The 17,286-nt window shown below is 36.2% G+C and carries 15 protein-coding genes and 1 pseudogene; 8 read left to right on the forward strand and 8 right to left on the reverse strand.

Going from position 1 to position 17,286, the window contains the following annotated elements; all coding sequences use genetic code 11:
- Positions 1 to 26 precede the first annotated feature (26 nt).
- The 4 genes from LIX58_RS05170 to LIX58_RS05185 all read left to right on the forward strand — a co-directional run bounded on the left by LIX58_RS05170 (position 27) and on the right by LIX58_RS05185 (position 5,367).
- Positions 27 to 3,395: a choice-of-anchor I family protein gene (locus LIX58_RS05170; RefSeq protein WP_226386141.1), complete on the forward strand. Its 3,369-nt coding sequence runs from the start codon at positions 27 to 29 to the stop codon at positions 3,393 to 3,395.
- A gap of 207 nt (positions 3,396 to 3,602) precedes the next feature.
- On the forward strand, positions 3,603 to 3,938 hold the full coding sequence (locus LIX58_RS05175) for a helix-turn-helix domain-containing protein (RefSeq protein ID WP_126564702.1): 336 nt from the start codon (positions 3,603 to 3,605) through the stop codon (positions 3,936 to 3,938).
- Positions 3,939 to 3,975: 37 nt separating this feature from the next.
- On the forward strand, positions 3,976 to 4,803 hold the full coding sequence (locus LIX58_RS05180; protein WP_226386142.1) for a CPBP family intramembrane glutamic endopeptidase: 828 nt from the start codon (positions 3,976 to 3,978) through the stop codon (positions 4,801 to 4,803).
- 159 nt (positions 4,804 to 4,962) lie between these two features.
- Positions 4,963 to 5,367, forward strand: coding sequence for an NINE protein (locus LIX58_RS05185; protein WP_226386143.1), 405 nt, complete (start codon positions 4,963 to 4,965; stop codon positions 5,365 to 5,367).
- Between the two features lie 411 nt (positions 5,368 to 5,778).
- On the opposite strand, the gene LIX58_RS05190 is transcribed toward LIX58_RS05185, so the two are convergent.
- Positions 5,779 to 6,558, reverse strand: a complete 780-nt coding sequence (locus LIX58_RS05190) for a CPBP family intramembrane glutamic endopeptidase (RefSeq protein ID WP_168210230.1) — start codon at positions 6,556 to 6,558, stop codon at positions 5,779 to 5,781.
- Between the two features lie 802 nt (positions 6,559 to 7,360).
- On the opposite strand from LIX58_RS05190, the gene argF reads away from it, so the two are divergent.
- Both argF and arcC read left to right on the forward strand, forming a co-directional pair.
- Entirely contained in the window at positions 7,361 to 8,359 is a 999-nt protein-coding gene (gene argF, locus LIX58_RS05195; protein ID WP_126564698.1) for an ornithine carbamoyltransferase, read from the forward strand.
- 18 nt (positions 8,360 to 8,377) lie between these two features.
- Positions 8,378 to 9,307 carry a carbamate kinase gene (gene arcC / locus LIX58_RS05200; protein WP_126564697.1) on the forward strand — a complete coding sequence of 310 codons (930 nt, stop codon included), beginning with the start codon at positions 8,378 to 8,380 and terminating at the stop codon, positions 9,305 to 9,307.
- A 500-nt stretch (positions 9,308 to 9,807) separates the two neighbouring features.
- Here arcC and LIX58_RS05205 read toward each other — a convergent pair whose 3' ends face one another.
- From LIX58_RS05205 to LIX58_RS05235, 7 genes and pseudogenes are all read right to left on the reverse strand, one after another.
- The gene (locus LIX58_RS05205) at positions 9,808 to 9,996 is read right to left on the reverse strand and encodes a helix-turn-helix transcriptional regulator (protein ID WP_126564696.1); all 189 of its coding nucleotides are present in this window, start codon (positions 9,994 to 9,996) and stop codon (positions 9,808 to 9,810) included.
- 13 nt (positions 9,997 to 10,009) lie between these two features.
- Complete coding sequence (locus LIX58_RS05210; RefSeq protein WP_126564695.1) at positions 10,010 to 10,363, reverse strand: hypothetical protein; 354 nt, start codon at positions 10,361 to 10,363, stop codon at positions 10,010 to 10,012.
- A 237-nt stretch (positions 10,364 to 10,600) separates the two neighbouring features.
- Complete coding sequence (locus LIX58_RS05215) at positions 10,601 to 11,623, reverse strand: lipoate--protein ligase (RefSeq protein WP_126564694.1); 1,023 nt, start codon at positions 11,621 to 11,623, stop codon at positions 10,601 to 10,603.
- Positions 11,583 to 12,544, reverse strand: a pseudogene (locus tag LIX58_RS05220) (SIR2 family NAD-dependent protein deacylase). Before LIX58_RS05220 ends, LIX58_RS05215 begins: the two are co-directional and overlap by 41 nt.
- Positions 12,528 to 13,328 (reverse strand): protein-ADP-ribose hydrolase, encoded by an 801-nt coding sequence (locus tag LIX58_RS05225; protein ID WP_154837030.1) that lies wholly within the window; start codon positions 13,326 to 13,328, stop codon positions 12,528 to 12,530. The pseudogene LIX58_RS05220 and the gene LIX58_RS05225 overlap by 17 nt, the downstream one beginning before the upstream one ends.
- Positions 13,329 to 13,670, reverse strand: coding sequence for a glycine cleavage system protein H (locus LIX58_RS05230; RefSeq protein WP_103297350.1), 342 nt, complete (start codon positions 13,668 to 13,670; stop codon positions 13,329 to 13,331). It lies immediately after the preceding gene.
- Positions 13,671 to 13,691: 21 nt separating this feature from the next.
- Positions 13,692 to 14,693 (reverse strand): LLM class flavin-dependent oxidoreductase, encoded by a 1,002-nt coding sequence (locus tag LIX58_RS05235; RefSeq protein ID WP_126564691.1) that lies wholly within the window; start codon positions 14,691 to 14,693, stop codon positions 13,692 to 13,694.
- Positions 14,694 to 14,931: 238 nt separating this feature from the next.
- Here LIX58_RS05235 and LIX58_RS05240 point away from each other — a divergent pair, with 238 nt between their 5' ends.
- Entirely contained in the window at positions 14,932 to 16,122 is a 1,191-nt protein-coding gene (locus LIX58_RS05240) for an NADH-dependent flavin oxidoreductase (RefSeq protein ID WP_126564690.1), read from the forward strand.
- Positions 16,123 to 16,295: 173 nt separating this feature from the next.
- Positions 16,296 to 17,261, forward strand: coding sequence for a biotin synthase BioB (gene bioB / locus LIX58_RS05245; RefSeq protein WP_126564689.1), 966 nt, complete (start codon positions 16,296 to 16,298; stop codon positions 17,259 to 17,261).
- Positions 17,262 to 17,286: the final 25 nt, after the last annotated feature.

The following is a 17,286-nucleotide window of genomic DNA, read 5'->3' on the forward strand; positions in this document are numbered from 1 at the left end:
TATATCATCTTACAGGGGGATTTTTTATGAGAAATAAGCAGTTATTTAATAAGCGTGAGGCGTTTTCGATTCGTAAGTATTCGGTTGGGGCGGCGTCGATTTTAGTTGGGAGCTTATTGTTTTTAGGTGGCGGACAAGCTTCTGCTGCTGAGAGTAATGAGGTTCAATCTTCTGAGAATAATACTACAGAACAAGCTACGCAAGAGAAAGCTAGTGTTGAAAGTACTACTCAAAGTGTAGAACAACCTAAGTCAAATGAAGTTGCGACTCAAGAAACAAAAACAACTGAGGTACCATCAACTGAAGAAGTGAAAACTCAAGAGGCACAAGTTCAATCAAATGAAACGATACATAATGATGCTCAAAGTAATCAAGCATCACAACAAAATAATACTGAAGAAGTAAGTTCTGAGGCTTCATCTACTCAAGAAAGTGAAGCTACTAAAGAAGTACAAACTCAAGAGCAACCTTCTACAGAACAAGCTACTCAAGAAACTACTAAGAATGATACCGTTTCAACTTCAATTGAGGAAGTAAAAACAGAAGAAGCACCTACTAAAGAAAAAGTTCAATCTACAAATGAAGCAGAATCATCGCAAGATAAAACAACACAAACACCTACACAAGAACAAACTACAAAAGAAACTTCAAAGACTCAAGAACAAGCTCAACATGAGAGTAAACAAGCACCTTCAACAGAAGCTACTCAAGAAGTGGCTACCCAAGAAACTACAAAATCAACACAACCAAGTACTGAAAAGGCAGAAACTGGACATGATAAAATCACGCAAGAAAGTAACGAAAGTTCAGATTCTGCAGTAGCTCAAGATAAGCATGTAAACATGACGCAAGAGGGTGGGGAGTCTACTCAAGTAAGTCCGGCTGATCGACCTTTTCAAGAAGAAGTGAAAAATAATGAAGTAACTTCTACGGAAGAAGGTAGTGTGGCAATTACTGATGTCCCTAAGACTGAGGTTAAGGACTTAACGCCTAAGGAGAAGGAAGAACTATACAAAGTATTACAGGAGGATGCGAACTCTCAAGATCAACAACCGAAAGCGACTCTGTCTACAACGCCTGTGTGGACTTCGGCTCAACGTACAAAGAATGCTTCTAAGACAGGACAAGATCAATTAAATATTACGCATAAGGGTCGTTATACAAGTGGTGCTGATTTCGATAAGGGTGGTACGGAGATTGTAAAGTACAATCCGAAGAATGGCTATGCATATTCGGTGAATGGTGATAAAGAAGCGTTAGATATCATTGATGTGAAGCACCCTGGAAAAGATGGCGAAATTAACTTAGTGAAACGTTTGTATTTAAAAGATAATGGAATTGAAGCGGGCGATTTAACAAGTGTGACGGTACATCCAAGTGGTGATTACGTCGCAGTGTCAGCGCCAGCAGTGGATAAGACTAAGCCCGGACACGTGGTGTTCTACGGTTCAAATGGCGATTATTTAAATCATTTAACGGTCGGCAGTCTTCCGGATATGGTGACGTTCTCTAAAGATGGCAAATATTTATTAGTCGCAAATGAAGGTGAGCCGAATGATGATTACACTGTGAATCCTCAAGGCTCAGTGTCGGTCATTGATGTGACGAAAGGGCCTCAACATTTAACAGCGAATGATGTGAGAACGGCGTCGTTCACGAAAGAACATCAAAAAGGTATCCGTGCATTAGGACCTAATGCCGATGACGCTTATTTAAATATTGAACCAGAATACATTGCGGCAGATGACAATAGTAAATACGCTTATGTGACGTTACAAGAAGTAAGCGCGATTGCGAAGCTTGATATCGAAAAGGCACAAATTGTCCAAGTGAAAGGCTTACCATATAAAGATCACTCACTAGCTCAAAATTCAATGGATCCATCAGATAAAGATGATAAAAAAGAATTACGTCGCGTTCCAGTATTAGGCTTATTACAACCGGATGGTATCGATACGTATGAATATAACGGGGAAACGTATCTGTTAATTGCGAATGAAGGTGATTCACAAGATTATGACGGTTATTCTGAAGAAAAACGTGTGAAGAAATTGAAAGATGATATTAAGTTAGATGCACGTTACTATCAAGGCTTCACACAAGATGAGTTAGACGAAATGGTTAAAAATGGCTTGTTTGATGATGAGCAACTTGGTCGTTTAAAAGTTACGACATCTCATGCATTTAAAGATAAAGATGGCAAATTTAATGCGCTAGTTTCATACGGTGGTCGTTCATTCTCTATCCTAAGAGCGTCTGATTTAGAAATGATTTATGACAGTGGTAATGACATTGAACAACGTATTCTAGATTTATTACCAGAACGCTTCAATGGTAACTATGAAGGTCCAGATGAGATTGAAGTGGACGGACGTAGCGATGACAAAGGTCCAGAAGTTGAGAATGTCGTTGTCGGTAAAGTAGGTGCACATTCTTATGCATTTGTTGGTTTAGAACGTGCTGGCGGTATCATGATTTATGACATTACGAACCCTAATGAGCCTTATTTTGTGAAATATTTATACGATCCAGATAATAAAGATATTTCACCAGAAGGTATCACTTTTGAAAGTACTGAAGATAGTCCAAACGGCAAACCAACATTATTAGCGTCATTCGAATTATCAGGTACAACTTCAGCTTGGGAATTAGACGACTTAACAGGCGATGTTGAAGATAATAATAACCCAGGAAATACTAGCGGGGAGTCTAAAGATGATTCAGATAACACTTCTTCTGAAAATGAAGGCTCAAATACAGGTCATGAGGTAGATAATGGAGAACAACCTGATAACGTCAACGATACTTCAAATAATGAAAACGATGACGATGCTTCTGAAAATGATAACGACGACGTAACTTCAGATCAAGAAGATAATAAAGGTGACGAGACATCTCATCATGAAGAAGGAACTTCAGAGCATGAAGAAAATACGGACAATGAAACTTCTAAGCAAGAAGAAACAAATAGTAATGATGAAAAACCAATGTCAACTCAAGAAGACGAGGAAACACACCCTAATACTCAAGATACTGAAAAAGCACAAAACACACATAATGAAGTAGAAGATAAAGGTTCTTCTCAAAATGTGAATCATAGTGTTCATACAAGTCATCAACAAGAAGCAAGTCATAATAACCAATCAGCAACTTCAAATAGCCATAACTCAAGCGTGGCAAGTATTTCAAAATCAAATCAACACGCAGATACAACTAACCATGGAAGTGTAGTATCTGATAAAGCAAATCATTCAAATACTTCTAATGCCAAAGCAACAAATGAACTACCAAAGTCAGGTCAAACTGAAACAAATACAACCTTATGGTCAGTATTATTTGGTGGCCTAGGCTTAGCATTCATCAGAAAACGCAAATCATCAAAAACTGAAAAATAATATATAACTCGTATAACTCACTAGATGATTAAGTTCATTTAGTGAGTTATTTTTTATCTAATTTTATAAATAATGATTAAATACATAAATATCATGATATGCTAAATTTTGGAGACAAAATGTTATCTATTATTAAGATAATGAACCATTTTGTATGCGGAAATTTACATCTAAACTTGCTAAGTTTGAAGAGAGGTGACCTATATTATGAAACTTGCAGAACAGATTAAAAAGCATCGAAAGAAGAATAATCTAACTCAAGATCAATTAGCTACTGAATTACATACGACACGACAAACCATTTCTAAATGGGAACAGGGAACAATTGAACCCAATGTTCAAATGATTATTCAATTGGCAGAGAAGTTTGGTATATCAACAGATGAATTATTAACTGGAGAAGAAACTCCATTACATAAAGAGGAAGTAAATCAAACGCCTCAACATTTAAATTTTTGGGACTTTTTATCTCAAAAATGGTGGCTCGTACTAGCTATAGTAGTTATTATTTGTGGCACAATTTCACAAATTTTCGCAAGTTAATAGTATAGGTTTCCTAAGATAACTTAGGAGGTTGTGTATGTCTTTATTAAATAAAATTTTAAAAATCATTGGTATTATTATCCTAACTTTCATCATTACAGTAGTGGCTCAAAACATAGCCATTCTATGGCACTTAATCAATTTACATTCATTTGAAACAGTTTTACATGGTCTTACCTACGTCGGGCTTACATTTCTATTCATTAAACTTTTAATCAATAAAGGATTTAAAGCGAACTTACGAGACTATCGTATTAACTGGCCTAAATTTAAGATGAGTTATTTATCAATAGGTTTGCTAATACCAATAGTCATGTTTTTGATATTTATTTGTTTTGTCCCTGGTCATTTTGAAGTGACTAAAACAAAGAATATGACTGAATATCTTGAGATGTTATTTGAAATTATCATCCTGGGTGGGATTTGCGCGCCAATAGCTGAAGAATTAACAGTACGAGGCTTGTTAATGGGTTATATTGAAAAGAAAACAACCATCACCGTAGCTATCATAATTACATCAATCTTATTCGCTTCAGTACATTTGTTTAATGGATGGATGTCTGGAGTAAGTCTAATATTATTACTAACCAGTGGAACAATTGCGGGTATTTTATACGGTTTAACGGCGTATAAATTTAATTCTATTTGGGCAAGTGTGTTCTTACATATATGTTGGAACATGGCAGATCTCGTTCACGTCACAACCCATAATGAAAACTACGGCCTTATTCAATACATTACCGAGACCAACAATATATTAATAACTGGAGGAGATTACGGTAATAGCGCTTCAGTTATTTCAATAGTCATATTTTTAATAGCAATATTTGTTTTATTAAAAATACTTCGCGCAAATTCTCAATAACATTTTAACTTAGACGTCTCACTACATCGGTTAGTCTAAAATATATCAAATCTTAATATTATAGCTAAATTTCTGCAAAAAATAGCTATTTGTTCATAATTTTCGCTAGAATAAACGTGGTTTTAACCATAAGATGAGGTCGAAAAGGAGCGGATCAATTTGAAAAATAACAATGTTGGGGAACGAATTAGAAGCTTAAGGAAGTCTAAAAAGATGTCTCAAGAAAAATTAGCTGAAAAATTAAATGTTTCTCGACATTCGATTTCAAATTGGGAACGAGAAGTGAGTTCTCCAGATATGCATTCTTTGGTGGAGATGACAGAACTTTTTGGCGTTTCTTTAAATCAATTGGTTAAAGGAGACGAAATAATAGTGAATAAATATGTTTATGCAGCTTTAGCTTTTTTCCTTGGCGGATTTGGTGCACATCGATTTTATAGAAAACAGTATGGGAAAGCAGTCTTATATTTACTATTTTGTTGGACAGGTATTCCGGGAGTTGTTGGAATGGTCGAAGGCGTGATCGCATTTGTTAAAACTGCCGATGCGCAAGGTGACATTTAAATATAAATTTAGTGAGTACCGACATTAGGATAATTGTCTTAGTGTTGGTATTTTATTTTTGAAAATAAAAATACACTTATAGCATTGGGAGGACTATAAGTGTATAAATCACCATTATAGGTGGTTTGGAAAATACAAATGTTTGGGTGTTAATAAAATGTCAGGAAAGTCACATTCTATTTGTTGGGATGCTTAGCAATATAGAATTTACTAGAAAATTAGGGAGTAATTCTTTTGAAATGAGAGGAATATACGCATTTCAATATTACAAAGACTATATGATAATGACCCCATGCAGATACTAATTTATGTATCTATTTGAATTCTACCCATCCATTAATAATTGAAACCTTTTTATTGATAAAAAGTATAATTTTAATATTTATTTTTAAGAATAATTATTATTGAAAGTTATTTCATGATAATAGAAATTAGGGCGCTAATGAGGACTACGCTTGCATAAGCGTTATTTAACATATGTACAAGTATACTATCTTTTAGACTTCCTCTACGTTTATATGCTAGATACAAACCCATCCCCATTAACATGTACATTAAGAAAGCAATGATATTTCCCGCACTATGATTGGCAGAGAAGATAACTGAAGATAATATAAACGGAAGAATAAATGAACCTTTGTTAAAGATAGTTTCTTTGAAAATACCTCGGAAAGTATGTTCCTCCACATAAGGTGCTACAAAAGTTATTGCTACAAAAAATATTATTAAAGCAATAACAATAGAGGGTGTTAAGGTATCAATACGTTCTAAATTTTTCATTAATGCTTTATCATTATTAGATTGATGTTGACCGTAAATTGCCACCATTAAGAAACTCATTATTACGATCATAATTCGAAGACCAATAAACCATAAAATATTGATACCAATATCTTTACCTTTTAAAGATTGATGAATATTTTCATATGTATGACGACGATAATATGTTCTTACTGACCATATAACCAATGTTGAAAGAATTATAAAACCTATAGCCAATCCGATGATTAAGCCTAAACTTTTATTAGTTACTGCCAATCCTAATGTACTTAAAGCTAGAATAGCTGGTAATTGTATAAAAATCATAAAAAAGATGAAAATCAATACATTAAGAAATCGATTTCCTTTAGGTCTAACTATTTTGTCATTTACTTGATTATTTTGCTCATTTGATGAATCAACTTGTTCCAAATTAATAACCCACTTTCTCATATATTTGTGCATGAATTAAATGTAAACGCACGTATAATTTATATTAACATATACAAATTTGTGCCTAATAAATCATAAAAAAATTAAGAAAAACTTTACATTAGATACAAATATTATTTGAAAATTAGAAAATAGCTTTAACGGAAGTTTTGATAGGTGATAAGGAAGTATTCAACAAAGAGGGACGTTAAATTATTAAATATTAATATAAAAATTTAAGTGACTGTAAGAGGAATAACAAACGATGTTGTGTGACTTTCAACGAGTATTGTAATTATGAATATAATTGCTAGAGTGTTCATTTAAACAACTCTAAGATAGATAACGAAACGTAGTTGAGCGACGCCTGAGGGAGCAGTACAAGTTGAAGACCTTAGAAATTCCCACAGATTTATCTGTGAGGAATTTCTGGCTGAAACTGTACCCTAGGCAAGCGTCTCAACTCAAGTGAGTGAAAATCTATCTTAGACCTCAAGTATATTAAACACATTAACTAATATTTCCTATTTATAAAGTCCTAATAACAAATTAAAAATTTTCAGGGAACGTTTACTTATTATTTTTATTTATTGCATATTTTGTGTAATAATAAAATCATAGAAATACAGGTTATCATTTTTATTGTAACGCCAAAATACATAATAAATTTCAAATATCATGTAATTGTAAATATTTTGTCAATTACACAAAAATATATTTTTATATATTTGATAATGTGTTGTATTCTTTTATGTAATCGCTTACAATAAATGTGAAATTAATCACAAAGGAGTTGTACAAGATGCAAAACTTAAGAAACAGAAGTTTTTTAACGCTATTAGACTTTTCACAAAAAGAAGTAGAGTTTTTACTAAATTTATCTGAGGATCTTAAACGAGCGAAATATGCGGGAATAGAACAGCAGAAATTAAAAGGTAAAAATATTGCTTTAATCTTTGAAAAAGACTCTACACGCACACGTTGTGCATTCGAAACAGCAGCTTATGATCAAGGCGCACACGTGACATATCTTGGACCAACTGGAAGCCAAATGGGCAAAAAAGAATCTGCAAAAGACACTGCTCGCGTATTAGGTGGCATGTATGATGGCATTGAATACCGTGGCTTCTCACAACGTACTGTGGAAGAACTCGCTAAATATTCAGGCGTACCTGTATGGAATGGCTTAACAGACGAAGATCATCCTACGCAAGTACTGGCAGACTTTTTAACAGCAAAAGAAGTCTTGAAAAAGCCTTACCACGAAATCAATTTCACATATGTAGGCGATGGACGTAACAACGTAGCAAACGCATTAATGCAAGGGGCAGCAATTATGGGTATGAGATTCCACCTTGTATGTCCTAAAGAGTTAAACCCAACTGACGAATTATTAAATCGTTGCAAAGATATCGCAGCTAAAAATGGTGGCGAAATCTTAGTTACAGACGATATCGATGAAGGCGTAAAAGGCTCAGACGTTATCTACACAGACGTATGGGTATCTATGGGTGAACCTGACGAAGTTTGGGAAGAGCGCATTAAATTGTTAGAACCTTACCGTGTAACTAAAGAAATGATGGAAAAAACGGGTAACCCTCGTGCTATCTTTGAACACTGCTTACCTTCTTTCCATGATACAGAAACTAAAATTGGTAAAGAAATCCAAGAGAAATATGGCTTAACTGAAATGGAAGTTACAGATGAAGTGTTTGAAAGTGAACAATCTGTCGTCTTCCAAGAAGCAGAAAACAGAGCACATACAATCAAAGCAGTGATGGTGGCAATTTTAGGAGAATAAACAAAGGGGGATCTGCCTATGTCTAAAATCGTCGTAGCTTTAGGTGGTAACGCTTTAGGACAATCACCTGAAGAGCAATTAGAATTAGTAAAAGGAACAGCTAAGTCTTTAGTAAGTTTAATTAACAAAGGGTATGAAATTGTGATTAGTCATGGTAACGGACCTCAAGTAGGTAGTATCAACTTAGGTCTTAACTATGCAGCTGAGCATGAGCAAGGACCACCGTTCCCATTCCCTGAATGTGGTGCGATGAGTCAAGCTTATATTGGTTATCAATTACAAGAAAGTTTATTAAATGAATTACATTCATTAGGAATTGATAAGCAAGTGGTCACTTTAGTTACGCAAGTAGAAGTGGCGGGTGATGACCCAGCGTTCCAAAATCCAACGAAACCAATTGGCTTATTCTATACTAAAGAACAAGCAGATAAAACGATGCAAGAAAAAGGGTATCAATTTGTAGAGGATTCAGGACGTGGTTATCGCCGTGTTGTGCCTTCACCTCTGCCAATTAATATTGTCGAGTTAGACAGTATTGAAACATTAATTAAGCATGGTACGCTCGTGATTGCTGCTGGTGGCGGTGGTATTCCAGTGGTTAAAGAACAAGGCAATTATAAAGGTGTAGACGCTGTTATCGATAAAGATAAAACAAGCGCTTTATTAGCCGCACACTTAAAATCAGATCAACTCATTATTTTAACTGCGGTTGATTATGTTTATATTAATTATGGAAAAGATAATCAAGAGGGTCTAGGTGAAGTAACCGTTGATGAAATGAAGCAACATATTGCAGATAATCAATTTGCGAAAGGCAGTATGTTACCTAAAGTTGAAGCAGCGTTACAATTCATTGAAAAGAACCCTGAAGGTAGCGTGTTAATTACATCTCTAGCAGATTTAGGCGATGCCTTAGAAGGAAAGATTGGTACACTCATTAAGAAGTAATATTAATAAAGGTTATTATATATAACACCCTATATATTTTTAATAAATAAGACGAGCTTGGGCTTAATATATGTGATTTACATATTTAAGCTCAAGTTTTTTTGATTTGAGAAAATTAAGGGAGCTTAAAAATCCCCTCACTATTAGCGGTAGTAAGGGGATTGGTGCTTGTTATATATCATATACTTATTAATTATATAATAGCATCTACTAGTGTAAAAATATAACATTGAATAGAAATACGATATAATGAACAACACTTATTTGGTCTAATCTTTAATTCGAGTGCTGTACTTTAAATATGTGACAATGCTCCAGTAAATAACTAAACCAACAAGCATAATTAACCAAATGACATTTAAAGTGCCAGTTGTAATTTTGATATATAAATTATAAACGAGTAAAGCAATAAAGATTAGTCCATTTAGCTGCTACATTAAATTGATGTTGTTCCATTTCATCTTGTTTTTTTAACATATTTCTCACCCTTTGTTTTTATTTTAAGGATTAAATAAGTCGTCTACAGTAGTATCAAATTGTTTCGCTAATTTAAATGCGAGTTGTAAAGTTGGATCGTATTTATTATTTTCAATGGCATTAATCGTTTGTCGAGATACATTGACATTTTTGCTTAATGTATCTTGAGACATACCGATTTGTTTCCGATATTCTCTTATTTTATTCTTCATTATCAATCAATTCCTAACCAGAATATTTCTTTTTAACTATAAAGTAATTACTAATTAAAAATATAGCACCAATGATAAGATAAATTAGCTCTGGGAATTCATTGAATGGATAAACTGTATGGTGACCCAACTTTGCACCAAAAATTCGAAAAATGATTATAAAGAAAAAAGAATAAACTAAACTTACAAACGTTTTAGAGAATATTTCTAAAAACATCACACGCTGTCTTTCATCATATCCAGTATTATCTGACGTTTTTTCATAAGTGTTTTCGTATAGTGTTTCCTTTGGTAAAAACTTATTAGTAAAGATGGACCATAATATTCCGAATACAAGTACAGTTACGAATAATAAAATAGTTGTCATATCTCTCACCTCAAAATGTCAAAAGTTTTTTACACTTGTAGATTAACATATTCAAATTAAATGTCAAATTGTTTTTACATTTCAAGTGCTAACAGTATAAACATTGTGTGTTATTAATTTTCCAAATAAAAAAGCCTATGATTTACGCTAATGTGCGTAATCATAGGCTTCAAACCATAAAAGGTAAGTGTGAGGGTTGTCTGAAGTTAGACGGCCAGACCTCTAAAATATACTATATTAACTTAAAATGAAGTCGGTTAGTTCTTCGGCAGTGACTTTTCCAAAATAATAATTTAAATCAATAGCGTTGAGGCGTTCGATTAAATCTGCTTTGACCATACGTGTGCCAAGCAAGTGTTCTTCGACATCGTGAATATTACCTTGGCCAAAGAAATCGCCGTAAATACGACAAGCGGCAATGCGGTTATGTTCAATAGATAAAGTAATATCAATTGTGCCACAACTAAAGCGGTCGTTACGGTTGTATTCGTATCGTGGTGAACGACCATAGTTCCATTCCCAATTATCATACTTTTCAGCAAGCAATTGATCGATGCCAGCCCAATCTTCGTCGGTTAATTCATAGCGTTTGGCATCTTTAATGTCATCGATGCCCATAATTTGCATAATCATTAAATCTTTAAATTCTTCAATCGTAATATCTTTGTATTTCGGATCTAACGAATCACGAATTTGACCGACGCGGGCGCGCACAGATTTAATACCTTTCGATTCAATCTTCTTACGGTTAGGTTTCAACACTTCCACCATAGCTTCATAATCGACATCAAGGAGTAAAGAGTAACCACCATAAATACGATTGTTTAGAATCGTCATAGCCGCGCCAGAAATCTTCTTATCATTCAATGCTAAATCGTTACGACCACTTTGAATGACATCTGTCGCACCTAAATTATGCAACGCTTGGATGGCAGGGCGATAGAAACGTTGGAAGTCACCATAAATAGACGTATCTTGTTCTAAAATACAACATACATTCACGGCGCCATCGTCAACATAAACTGCGCCACCGCCTGTATCACGGCGCACGACTTTAATATCGTTGTCGTCTACATAGTCTTGGTTAATTTCTACTGCCGTGTTTTGAAAGCGACCAATCTCTACTTTTGGCTGGCAGTAATAGGGTAACAAGATGTCTTCATTTAGGAATATATGATTATTCACATAAACTTGCATTGCTAAGTTTACGGCACCATCGTCAATATATTTGCCATTTCGAATAGGTTCTATTAAATACATTGTTCTCGTCTCCTAAGTTGTTAATTTTCTTTGTGCGTTAATAATTAATGAGGCGATATCTTCAGTTAAATGAATTGTTCTATCTTGAATATTTTTCGGAATGCGATAGGCTTTCTTATTTAAAGTCATAAACATCGCATCTGGATTATGGCGTGTCATACGTTGGAAGGGGTGTTTAACAAACTGCGGTGTTGTGTAGCCGATTCCAATTTCTAGATATAACACCTTACCATCTTTATGAGCATCTAAAAATGCGTTGTAGCGGTCAAGTTGTGCATGGAAATCTGCGTCTTCTACCATGCCAACTTGTGCTTTACGCTTGTTGATTTCCATTGGCGCATCACATTTTGGGCAATGTGGAATAAGTTCATACGGAATCTTCATATCCTCTTGTTGCGCCACCATTTCACGAATCGCATCGTCATCACGGTAAGTTTGCGCATGACAATGTTGGCTACATTGCCAAAGAATGTATTCGCCTTGAATGTGAAAGACTTTATCCATATCATAGTCAGCCACCGCGAAGGCATTATCCGCATTAGTTGTGATAATATGATAATCTTTGTCAGCTAACATCTCTTTTAGCGCGACATAAGATGGGCCTACAGGTTGATCTAAGTAATTGAGCTTTACAAAGCGACTTTCGAACGCCCAATATTCTTGCCAACTGTCAAACGGATGTAGACTCGCTTGCAACATATCGAAGAAGTTATATTTTTCTATAAAGTCCGGAAAATGTTTCGTGAAACGCTCACCGATATATGTGAAGCCATCAGACGCAGACATCCCAGCGCCTATGCCCACAACAATGGCATCGGCTTCATCTATAGCTTGAGCTAACACTTCGTATTGCTCAGCGTTATCATGGCGAGATAGTTCGAGTGCTTGCCATTTAGCGTCGGTATTAGTCTCTGTTGCCATCAGCGAAAGCCTCCTCATATAATGCTAAATCTTTATCTGTAAACACATTGAAGATGACTTTAAGCGGTGAACCTGTTTCTCTCAAATAATTCAACGTTGTATCAATCGCAATGCGACTGGCTTCGTCTTGTGGGAAACCGAACACACCTGTTGAAATACAACAAAAAGCTAAGTGTTGTAAGTCATGTGCATCGGCAAGTTCTAAGCAACTGCGGTAACAACGTGCAAGTAATTCTTTATTCATTTGAGACACAGGGTGCTTACGAATTTGTGGTCCCACAGTGTGAATCACATGTTTAGCTGGCAGATTATAGCCAGACGTCATTTTAGCTTTACCCACGCCTTCTTTGCGGCCTTGTTGCTCAATGATGTCTGCACAAGCTAAGCGCAATTGAACGCCCGCTTTTGTATGAATGATATTGTCGATACAATTATGGTTAGCTTGCATACAGCCTAAGAATCGACTGTTTGCAGCGTTCACAATCCCATCTACAGCAAGCGTCGTGATATCGCCTTGCCATAAATAAAGTTGCTCACCTAAAACAGGTGTTAAATCTTCAATGTGTGTTATGTCTTGTTGGTTATTCAATGTAGATAAATATGCGTTTTGTACTTCTAAAAATGCCGAAGACACAGGCTTCGGTGGACGCACATTAGCTAATCCACGGTAAAGCTCCCATTGTGCCTCGGCAGTGTCAGGGTAGTCTAAAGGCTTATTTCCGTGCGCCTCTTTCCACATCGCACGGATTAAATAAGCCAGACGTTCTTCTTGAGTGTTTACCATTTATTCATCATCCGGATCTGGTAATGCATTGTATGCTTCTTCATCTACATTTTCTAATTTAACTAACCAATTTTCTTCTGGTTTTTCAGAATTTAAGATTGAAGGTTCATCTTCAGCTTTTGTATTACGTTCAACAATTTTACCTGCAAGAGGTGATTGTACATCTAATACTGTTTTAGACGCTTCGATACTTACGATTTCATCATTTACATTTACATCGTCAGCACCCATAAATTCGACATAACCTACTGTACCTACATCGTCTTGAAGTTCAGGTGTCATTCTATAGATATATTGGTTTCCTACCTTTTCAACATATAAATAATTAGCTAATTTAGCCATTTCATAACATCCTTTCTCTATTTATAAATACGTGTGTGCTAAAAGTTCGATGGTACGGCATCGTTGCTCGATACCTGGTAATAATGGTACGACCAAGACTTCGTCTGCTTCGAATGTCTCAATCATCGCATCCAAGCGCGGTTTCACTTGTTTTACCGTACCAGCTAAGATGCGTGCGCGGTGTTGTGCGATGAGTCGTTTGTCACGATCATTCAGTTGATAGTTCTTCGCAGTTTCGATAGATGGGAAACGGTCGAATTCCGCAAATTGACGTTTACCTAACAACCACACATCAAGCGCATGCAACAGTTGTTGTGCCTCATCTTCCGTATCCGTCACAATCACAAACGCCGTTATCATCACCTTAGGCGACATGTTTAACTTCGTTTTTTGAAAATGACTGCGATACGTCGCAACACTGTTTTTCGCCGCATCTATTTTATCCTGGCTAGGTAGTAAAAACGTACCTAGCGTGTAGCCCATACCTTGCGTAGCTGCAAACTTGGCAGAACGCTGACTTGTACTTAAGAGCCACATTTCAGGGTGGCGAGTAATCTGTGGTTGCGCGATGACTTTACCCACACGCTGTTCCTCAGGTGGTTGCGTTAAATAACCGCGAATATCCTCGATACTTTGTCTATAATCAAGATAATCGGTTTTATCCTCATCCATGGCACGTTTCACTATCGCAGTGCCAGGATTATTCCCGATACCTAAGTCAACACGACCAGGATACAACGCCTCCAACATCTTGAAGTTTTCCGCCACTTTATACGGACTATAATGAGGCAACATGACGCCACCAGAACCTAGCTTGATTCGCTCAGTTTGTCCTAAGAGATACATCATCAGTAACTCAGGACTACTACCCGCAAAGGCTGGCACATCATGATGTTCTGTTAACCAGAAACGTTTGTAACCTAAGTCGTCCGCAAGTTTCGCAAGTCTTGTCGTATCTTGCAACGCCTGTGCTGCGTCTTTGCCTTCGTCTATCAAGGCATAATCTAAAACACTGAATTCCATCGGACACTCATCTCCAACTGTAAAGTACCATTCCCTTGATTTATATACCCACTCCTATTTTAACGTGTTTGTACCATTTTTGTTAAATTTTGCTTTGCTAGCTTGGAAGAATTTCCCAGGCAATGTTTTTCATTTTTGAAAAGGGGATGAAAGAAGTTCATAAACAAGTCAATTGAGTATTGGGATGTGGCGTGTTACTTTGAAAATAATACATCATGTACGAAAGAGGATGCCGATAATGACACAATATCAACCCTTATTACAACCAATTACTTTACCGAATGGCATAGAATTAGCTAACCGTTTCGTGTTGTCTCCAATGACGACCAATTCTTCTACGAAAGAAGGCCATATTACAGAGGAAGATATCCGCTATGCCAAGCGACGTGCTGGTTCAGCGCCATTACAAGTGACAGGTGCCGCATATATTGAACCGTATGGGCAATTATTCGAATATGGTTTTAACATTTCTGATGATGATTGTATCCCAGGTTTGAGAAAAGTGGCTCAAGCTATGAAGCAAGATGGCAATAAAGCGATTATTCAACTTGCACATGCAGGCAGATTCTCAAATACGGCAATTATGAACTATGGTGAGGTTTACGGACCAAGTCCTATGACGTTACATTCGCCAATCAAACATCACGTATTGGAAATGTCTGTCGAGAAAATCCATGAAGTCATTCAACAATATGCCGATGCGACATCACGTGCGATTCAAGCTGGATTCGATGGCGTAGAAATTTCTGTAGCACAACGCCTGTTAATTCAAACGTTCTTCTCTACATTTTCAAATCAACGTCATGATGAGTATGGTGTAGATACGTTAGAGAATAGAGCGCGATTTGGTTTAGAAGTCATGGAGGCAGTGCAAAATGTGATTGATAAAGAAGCGCCGGATGATTTCATTTTCGGATATAGAGCGACACCGGAAGAAACCAGAGGCAGTGATTTAGGTTATACCGTCGACGAATTTAATCAACATTTGGATTGGGTATTAGAAGTCGCAAATATTCAATATTTGGCAATTGCGAGTTGGGGACGTAACATTTATCAGAATAAGACACGTACGCCAGGCGAGCATTATGGACGTCGTGTTAACCAAGTAGTGTATGAATATTTAGATGGACGTGTGCCGTTAATTGCGAGTGGTGGTATTAATTCTCCAGAAACTGCGCTAGATGCGTTGAACAACGCAGATATGGTCGGCATGTCTTCACCATTTGTTACAGAACCTGACTTCGTACACAAATTAGCTGAAGGACGCGAAGACGAAATTGATTTACATGTGCACCCTGAGGAGTTAGATGAACTCGCGATTCCGCATGCCGCCTTTAAAGATATTGTCCAGATGATGGATTATGGCGAAGGATTGCAGAAGAAAACACGCGACGAACTACGTAAACTCGAGAAAAATTATGATGAATAATGTTATAAAGCCACATTGATTTTATAGTTAGAATCAATGTGGTTTTCTTTTATTTTCAAGGAGAAGTTTAATTTGTGTTCGTTTTAATGTAAACTTATAATTATTAATAGTTTACATTGTTAGTCACGAACGTATCACTGGGCCATTTTAAAAGATAGGGAGTACGAAACAACATGAATTTAAATTTAGCAGAACGCATCTTAAACCATGATTTATTAAGCAAAAACGAAGCTTTAGAATTATTTGAAAATCCGACAATCGACACATTTGAATTATTAAATGAAGCGTACATTGTTAGAAAACATTACTTCGGCAAGAAAGTAAAATTAAATATGATATTAAATGCAAAAAGCGGAATCTGTTCAGAAGACTGTGGTTACTGCGGACAATCTGTCAAAATCAAACAAAAACAGCGTTACGCCTTAGTCGAATCAGAAAAAATTAAAGCAGGTGCACAAGTAGCGACAGACAATCATATCGGTACCTACTGCATCGTGATGAGCGGACGAGGACCAACGAATAGAGAAGTCGACCACATTTGCGACACAGTAGAAGAAATTAAAGCAGTGCATCCACAACTTAAAATTTGTGCTTGCTTAGGATTAACAAACGAAGAACAAGCAGAAAAATTAAAAGAAGCGGGCGTGGATCGTTATAATCACAACTTAAATACAAGTGAAAGATACCATAGCGAAGTCGTAACCACACATACATATGAAGATCGCGTGCACACCGTTGAAATAATGAAAGCACACAATATCTCACCATGTTCAGGCGTAATTTGTGGCATGGGCGAGACGGATGAAGATATTATCGACATGGCTTTCGCATTGAAAGAAATCGACGCAGACAGCATTCCGATTAACTTCTTACATCCAATTAAGGGCACAAAATTTGGAGGATTGGATTTATTATCGCCAATGAAATGTTTGAGAATCATAGCGATGTTTCGATTGATTAATCCAACAAAAGAAATTCGTATCGCAGGAGGTCGCGAAGTTAATTTACGTTCATTACAAGCTATCGCATTAAAAGCTGCCAATTCAATCTTTGTAGGAGACTACTTAATTACAGGCGGACAACCTAACGAACTCGATTACCAAATGATTGAAGATTTAGGATTCGAAATTGACGGGTAAAACATACTGAGTTTATTTATAATTG

Origin of the sequence: Staphylococcus sp. Marseille-Q1834 (assembly GCF_916858875.1) — a bacterium.
Taxonomy (GTDB): domain Bacteria; phylum Bacillota; class Bacilli; order Staphylococcales; family Staphylococcaceae; genus Staphylococcus; species Staphylococcus pragensis.

Coding starts and splice junctions, on each gene's coding strand:
- LIX58_RS05230 (WP_103297350.1), bottom strand. CDS start 13,670: ATGGCTAAATTAGCTAATTATTTATATGTTGAAAAGGTAGGAAACCAA.
- argF (WP_126564698.1), top strand. CDS start 7,361: ATGCAAAACTTAAGAAACAGAAGTTTTTTAACGCTATTAGACTTTTCA.
- bioB (WP_126564689.1), top strand. CDS start 16,296: ATGAATTTAAATTTAGCAGAACGCATCTTAAACCATGATTTATTAAGC.
- LIX58_RS05175 (WP_126564702.1), top strand. CDS start 3,603: ATGAAACTTGCAGAACAGATTAAAAAGCATCGAAAGAAGAATAATCTA.
- LIX58_RS05225 (WP_154837030.1), bottom strand. CDS start 13,328: ATGGTAAACACTCAAGAAGAACGTCTGGCTTATTTAATCCGTGCGATG.
- LIX58_RS05180 (WP_226386142.1), top strand. CDS start 3,976: ATGTCTTTATTAAATAAAATTTTAAAAATCATTGGTATTATTATCCTA.
- LIX58_RS05240 (WP_126564690.1), top strand. CDS start 14,932: ATGACACAATATCAACCCTTATTACAACCAATTACTTTACCGAATGGC.
- LIX58_RS05170 (WP_226386141.1), top strand. CDS start 27: ATGAGAAATAAGCAGTTATTTAATAAGCGTGAGGCGTTTTCGATTCGT.
- LIX58_RS05205 (WP_126564696.1), bottom strand. CDS start 9,996: ATGAAGAATAAAATAAGAGAATATCGGAAACAAATCGGTATGTCTCAA.
- LIX58_RS05235 (WP_126564691.1), bottom strand. CDS start 14,693: ATGGAATTCAGTGTTTTAGATTATGCCTTGATAGACGAAGGCAAAGAC.
- LIX58_RS05210 (WP_126564695.1), bottom strand. CDS start 10,363: ATGACAACTATTTTATTATTCGTAACTGTACTTGTATTCGGAATATTA.
- LIX58_RS05215 (WP_126564694.1), bottom strand. CDS start 11,623: ATGTATTTAATAGAACCTATTCGAAATGGCAAATATATTGACGATGGT.
- arcC (WP_126564697.1), top strand. CDS start 8,378: ATGTCTAAAATCGTCGTAGCTTTAGGTGGTAACGCTTTAGGACAATCA.